Origin of the sequence: Mesorhizobium sp. M1A.F.Ca.IN.020.03.2.1, from assembly GCF_004023205.1 — a bacterium.
Taxonomy (GTDB): domain Bacteria; phylum Pseudomonadota; class Alphaproteobacteria; order Rhizobiales; family Rhizobiaceae; genus Mesorhizobium.
Genome location: NZ_RZSV01000323.1, coordinates 1 through 4,886 on the forward strand (window position 1 = coordinate 1; position 4,886 = coordinate 4,886).

The window sequence follows — 4,886 nt, forward strand, 5'->3', positions numbered from 1 at the left end:
TCCTCATCAGGATAACGACGAACGAAACCGACACCTCAAAATGTGCCGCCGCCGCACGCCGAGAATGGCCCGCCTCGACAAACCGCACAACACGTTCACGCAAATCGAGCGAATAGGGCTTGGGCATAGCAAATCACCTCCACAAGGAAGTGAATCACAAACCTTACATCAGCGGAATCCTTCGCGATTCAATCTGATGGTCCGACGCTCCTGGGCGACATTTTCACTAGAGGATCTTTCGCACCAGCCTGACGAGAACCAAGAGCATGTACGCGGCAAAGAACAGCGCCAGCGACCAGCCGAAGCCCGAAGGGCCGAAGGCGTCCATGCCGATGCCGATCGCCTGCGGGCCGATCACCATGCCGACCCCATAGCAGAGCACGAAGGCGGCGTTGGCAGAGGCGAGCTCATGGCCGGAAAGCTGAGAACCCAGATGCGCAAGGCCGATCGTGTACATGGCCGCGACCACACCGCCCCAGACGAACAGAAGCGCCGCCATCAGGTGCCAGTCCTTGGCGAAGAAAGGCATGAACACGGTTCCGATGAGGCCGACCGTGGCGCAGGCCAGAAGCAGGTAGCGGCGGTCCGAGACTCGGTCGCTGATCATGCCAATCGGTATCTGCAGCAGCACGTTGCCGAGCCCGATCATGGTCAGCAACAGCGCAGCGTCGGCCTCGGAGTAGCCGATGCGGCTGCCATAGACCGGGAACAGCGAAAAGCCGCCGGTCTCGACGGCGCCGAACACCAGCACGGCGAAGGTTGCTGTGGGCACCATCCAGATATAGCGCAGGAAATGGCTGGTTTCGCCGTCGGCGACGATCGCCGGGCTCTCGTTACGGGCCGCCAGCACCGGGATGGCAGCAAGCGTTACCAACGCAATGGTGACGCCGAACGGCAGGAATCCATCGGAGCCGACATGGGCGAACAGCCACGGCCCGGCGGCGAAGCCCAGAGAAAGCACCGTGGCGTAGATGCCAAGCACAAGGCCGCGACGATGCGGGGGCGCCGAGGTGCTGATCCAGAATTCCGACAGAATGAAGAGCACTGTCAGCGAAATGTGCAGCGCGACGCGGAGCGGAAACCACATCCAGAAGGCCGGCGCGAAATGAAAGCCGACAAAAGCGAGCGCGCCAACGGCGATCATCAAAAGCATGGTCTGGGCGACGCCGAGGCGCATGGCCAGCGGCGTGGCGAGCGGCGCGCCGGCGATCGAGGCGAGCCCGGCGACCGCCGTGTTGAGGCCGATCATCGAGGCCGAGTGGCCGCGCGATTCGAGGATGACGCTGAGCAGCGGCATGCCGAGGCCGATGGCAATGCCGACCACGCTGATCGAGGAGATCGCCGCAGTCATCGGCAGCCAGTGTACGCGTTCGTCGCCCTGTTGCTGGGTATCGACCGTCATCGATGGGGATGCTCTGCTTCTAAAGGACTTCGCGAACGAAGCGGTTTCGGATGAGGCGGAAGAACGGCACTGCGCCGCCCGGACGCAGCAACGGATCGTGGGCGAGCCGCCTTTCCAGTTCTTCCAGGATCATGCGGGTGATGTCGGGTGTGTCGGCCTTGCGGGCGTCGCCAAGCGGCAGCCAGACGAGCTCCTCCAACTCGTTGGTTGGACCACCGTCGGGCAATTCGACGGCGACATCCTCACGCCAGGCGCTGAAGAAGCGGGTATCGAAGCGGCGCACGCGGTTGGGCGGCGTTATGGCGCGGGCAATGAAGCGCAGGGCGTCCAGCGACGGTGCGACGCTGTGTTCGACGAAACCCTGCCAATCGCGCTTGGCGGTCGCGAACGGGCCTTTACGACCGATCAGCAGGCCGGCTTCCTCGTAAGTCTCACGAATTGCCGACATGGCGATGGCGCGCGCCCGTGCGGCACTCGCGCGGCCGGGGCCGCTCACAAGCCTCGCCTCTTCCTCAGGATGCAGCGGGGCAGCCACCGGAACGCGGCTGTCGGCGGGATCGGTGCGGCCCCCGGGGAAGACGAATTTTCCCGGCATGAAGGCGTGGCCGGCATGGCGCCGGCCCATCAGCACCAGAACGTCGCTGGCTCTCCTGTCGAGCAGGATCAAGGTTGCGGCATCGCGCGGGCGAAGCGCCCGACCGCCGTGCACGGCCAAGCCTTTATCGAGCTTGTCGACATCCGCCTTGGTCATTCCTTCCATGCGCTCGACCTAGCGGAAACTTCTCGAACGCGAAAGTGGCTTACGTGTTCGGGCCTTTGCACCAGCCCGGACCAAACGTCGCTGCCGGAGCAATTCCAGGAAAAAACGCGCAGCGGTTCTCGATCTGGAATTCCACTGCTCGGAGATGGTCGTTGTTTGTATCAAGGACAGAACCGCTCCAGGCTTAGAGATGCGGCTCGAACTCGTCCTTCTCGCCGCCGAAGCCGTGCATATAGAGCGCCCATTGCAGGCCGATGACGGCGCCTTTGACCGGCTGCAACAGCGCGACGGCCAGAATAATGGTCAGCGGCACCCAGATCAGCGCGTGCTGCCAGGTCGAAAGCGTGGTGGCGGCCTCCACAGTCATGAAGGCGCCAACCACAATGTGGCCGACGATGACGATCACCAGATAGGCGGGAAGGTCGTCGGCGCGATGGTGATGAAGCTCCTCGCCGCAGACGCCGCATTTGTCGACGGGCTTTGTGAAGGCGCCGAACAGCTTGCCTTCGCCGCAATGCGGGCACCGGCCAAGCATGCCGCGCTTGATTGCCGTCCACAGCGGACGCGCGACGCGGCCCGAATGGTGCTCGCCGCCGAAAACCTGTTCTTCCATGCCCTTCGACATCATCTTCTCCTGCCGCGGGGACCCGTGCGCGACTGCGACGCGCGGGCGCGGCCCTTGGTCTTGTGGAACGACCGTCGCGAGCCTGGCAGCGGCTTCGGGTCGCTCAGCATTTCGAAACGCATCGCGCCCGCCATCGGCGCAACCTCGAGCAGCCGCACCTCGACGCGGTCGGCTAGCTGGTAGCCCTTGCCGGTGCGCTCTCCGAACAGCGATCGAGCGGTTTCATCGTAGATATAGTAATCGCCGTCCAAACTTGACACCGGGATGAAACCATCGGCGCCATACTGCGGCAATTGGACAAAGAGTCCCGCCTTGGCGACGCCGGAGATGCGAGCGTCGAAGGTGTCGTTGATGCGCTCGGCGAGATAGGCCGCGATCAGCCGGTCGACCGTGTCGCGTTCGGCCGCCATGGCGCGGCGTTCGGTGGCCGAGATCAGCGCGCCGACCTCTTCCAGGCGATCCGCTTCCTGCTGCGTCAGGCCGCCGGGACCGAGGCCGAGCGCGGCAATCAGTCCGCGATGCACGATGAGATCCGCATAGCGCCGGATCGGCGAGGTGAAATGTGCGTAGCGTCTCAGGTTGAGACCGAAATGGCCGATGTTCTTCGGCGAGTATTCGGCCTGGCTCTGCGAGCGCAGCACCACTTCATTGACCAGCGCCTCGTTGTCGGCGCCGCGCACCCGCTCCAGAATGCCGTTGAACTGCCCGGGCCGCATCTGCGCGCCGCGCGCCAGCGACAGGCCAAGCGTGTGCAGGAACTCGCGCAGCGATTCCTGTTTCGCCAGCGACGGCGCGTCGTGGATGCGGTAGACGAGCGGCTCTTTCTTGCCTTCAAGCGTCTCCGCGGCCGCGACATTGGCCTGGATCATGAACTCCTCGATCAGCTTGTGGGCGTCGAGGCGCTCCGGCACGACGACCTGGTCGACGGTGCCGTCGGGCTTGAGCAGGATCTTGCGTTCCGGCAGCTCCAGTTCGAGCGGCTGGCGGCTGTCGCGGCCGCGCTTGAGCACGGCATAGGCGTCCCAGAGGGGCTTCAGAACGCCTTCGAGGATCGGCCCCGTCTTGTCGTCGGGCACGCCATCGATCCCCGCCTGCGCCTGCGGATAGGCGAGCTTGGCCGCCGATTTCATCATAATGCGGTGGAACGAGTGCCTGAGCTTGCGGCCTTCCGCCGAAAAGGTCATGCGCACGGCGATCGCCGGGCGGTCCTCCGCTTCGCGCAGCGAGCAGAGGTCGTTGGAGATGCGCTCGGGCAGCATCGGCACGACGCGGTCCGGGAAATAGACCGAATTGCCACGCTTCAGCGCCTCGCGGTCGAGCGGCGTGCCGTAGCGGACATAGGCCGCGACATCGGCGATTGCCACGGTGACGATGACGCCGCCGGGATTCTTCTTATCCGTATCGGGCGTGGCGAACACCGCGTCGTCATGGTCCTTGGCGTCGGCCGGATCGATGGTGACCAGCGGCAGATCGCGCCAGTCCTCGCGCCCGGCAAGCGAAACCGGCTTCACGGCGTCGGCTTCGGCGATCACATGGGCCGGAAAGACGTGGGGTATGTCGTGGGCGTGGATGGCGATCATCGAGACCGCCTTCTCGCTAGTCAGCGAGCCCAGCACCGCCAGCACCTTGGCCCGCGGCAGGCCGTAGCGCGAAGCGCGCGCCGGCTCGACCTCGACCAGATCGCCATTTTTGGCGCCGTTCTGGAATTCCTTGTCGACGATCAGCTCGGGCTGGCGGCGTTCCACCGGCTCGATGCGAAAGGTGCCGTCCTTCAGCACGCGGAAGACGCCGAGCACGGCTTCGCTGCGCTTCTCGAAAATCTTCATGACCCGCCCGGTATAGGCGGGGCCTGAGGGATCGTCGGTCGGGAAGGTCTTGGCGAGGACGCGGGCGCCGATGCCCGGAACCGGGCCGCTGGCGCCGCGCGAAATGCGGATGGCGATCACAGGCGGCGAGCCCGGGCCGGTATATTCGCTCGGATGCGCCAGAAGCACACCATCGTTATCGCGGCCGAAAATGTCGAGCACGGCGACATGGGGCAGGGAGCCGGCGCGGGTGAGCCGCTTGCGGTTCCTGGTCAGCAGGCCCTCATCCTGCAG

The 4,886-nt window shown here is 64.9% G+C and carries 5 protein-coding genes; all 5 read right to left on the reverse strand.

The features are described from left to right. Positions 1 to 127, reverse strand: a 127-nt coding sequence (locus EOA79_RS29575) for an IS630 transposase-related protein (protein WP_245489947.1), incomplete at its 3' end; no start/stop codon positions are given. A gap of 99 nt (positions 128 to 226) precedes the next feature. After that, entirely contained in the window at positions 227 to 1,402 is a 1,176-nt protein-coding gene (locus EOA79_RS29580; protein WP_095825214.1) for an MFS transporter, read from the reverse strand. Between the two features lie 19 nt (positions 1,403 to 1,421). Further along, complete coding sequence (locus EOA79_RS29585) at positions 1,422 to 2,162, reverse strand: NUDIX domain-containing protein (RefSeq protein ID WP_095825215.1); 741 nt, start codon at positions 2,160 to 2,162, stop codon at positions 1,422 to 1,424. Between the two features lie 184 nt (positions 2,163 to 2,346). Then, a complete protein-coding gene (locus EOA79_RS29590; protein WP_095802261.1) occupies positions 2,347 to 2,787 on the reverse strand; it encodes a DUF983 domain-containing protein in 441 nt (146 codons plus the stop codon). Beyond that, positions 2,787 to 4,886 (reverse strand): ribonuclease R (gene rnr / locus EOA79_RS29595; RefSeq protein ID WP_128293540.1); only part of this gene is annotated, 2,100 nt, incomplete at its 5' end. The genes EOA79_RS29590 and rnr, both read right to left, overlap by 1 nt.

Bases quoted from the DNA above. Each gene is read 5' to 3' on its own strand.
- EOA79_RS29580 (WP_095825214.1), bottom strand. From the start codon at position 1,402: ATGACGGTCGATACCCAGCAACAGGGCGACGAACGCGTACACTGGCTG.
- EOA79_RS29585 (WP_095825215.1), bottom strand. From the start codon at position 2,162: ATGGAAGGAATGACCAAGGCGGATGTCGACAAGCTCGATAAAGGCTTG.
- EOA79_RS29590 (WP_095802261.1), bottom strand. From the start codon at position 2,787: ATGTCGAAGGGCATGGAAGAACAGGTTTTCGGCGGCGAGCACCATTCG.